A 626-nucleotide genomic window follows, 5' to 3' on the forward strand; every position below is an offset into this window, starting at 1 on the left:
TACATCCAGATGTGCGCCGACGAGGGCGGCGAGCTCGTCGTCGACGGCCGCGGCTTCTCGCTCCAGGGCCATGAGGAAGGCTTCTTCATCGGCCCCACCTTCTTCGACCATGTGAAGCCCAATTTCCGCTCCTACCAGGAGGAGATATTCGGGCCGGTCCTGCAGATGGTCCGCGCCGACAGCTTCGAGGAGGCGCTCAGGCTTCCGAGCGAGCATCAATATGGCAACGGCGTCGCCATCTTCACCCGCAACGGCCATGCCGCCCGCGAGTTCGCCCACCAGGTGAATGTCGGAATGGTCGGCATCAACGTGCCCATTCCGGTGCCGGTCGCCTACCACACGTTCGGCGGCTGGAAGCGCTCGGGCTTCGGCGACATCAACCAGCACGGACCCGAGGGCGTCCGCTTCTGGACCAAGGTGAAGACCATCACCCAGCGCTGGCCCGACGGCTCGCCAACCGGCGAGAACGCCTTCGTCATCCCGACCATGGGGTGATGGCGTCGTCCAGTAGCGCAATCGTGGAAAGAGACTCGACATGGCACGTTTAGGTTTCATCGGGCTGGGCAATATGGGCGGCGGCATGGCGGCCAATCTCGCCAAGGCGGGCCATGACGTGCGTGCCTTCG

Annotated in this window: 2 protein-coding genes; both read left to right on the forward strand. The window is 64.4% G+C overall.

Annotation, left to right across the window (positions count from 1 at the left end; all coding sequences use genetic code 11):
* Positions 1 to 495: aldehyde dehydrogenase family protein (locus tag DDE10_RS23200; RefSeq protein WP_114955172.1), on the forward strand; the 495-nt coding region annotated here is incomplete at its 5' end.
* A 40-nt stretch (positions 496 to 535) separates the two neighbouring features.
* On the forward strand, positions 536 to 626 hold a 91-nt coding region (locus DDE10_RS23205), incomplete at its 3' end, for an NAD(P)-binding domain-containing protein (RefSeq protein ID WP_162806809.1).

The organism is Sphingosinicella terrae (assembly GCF_003347635.1).
Lineage (GTDB): Bacteria > Pseudomonadota > Alphaproteobacteria > Sphingomonadales > Sphingomonadaceae > Allosphingosinicella > Allosphingosinicella terrae.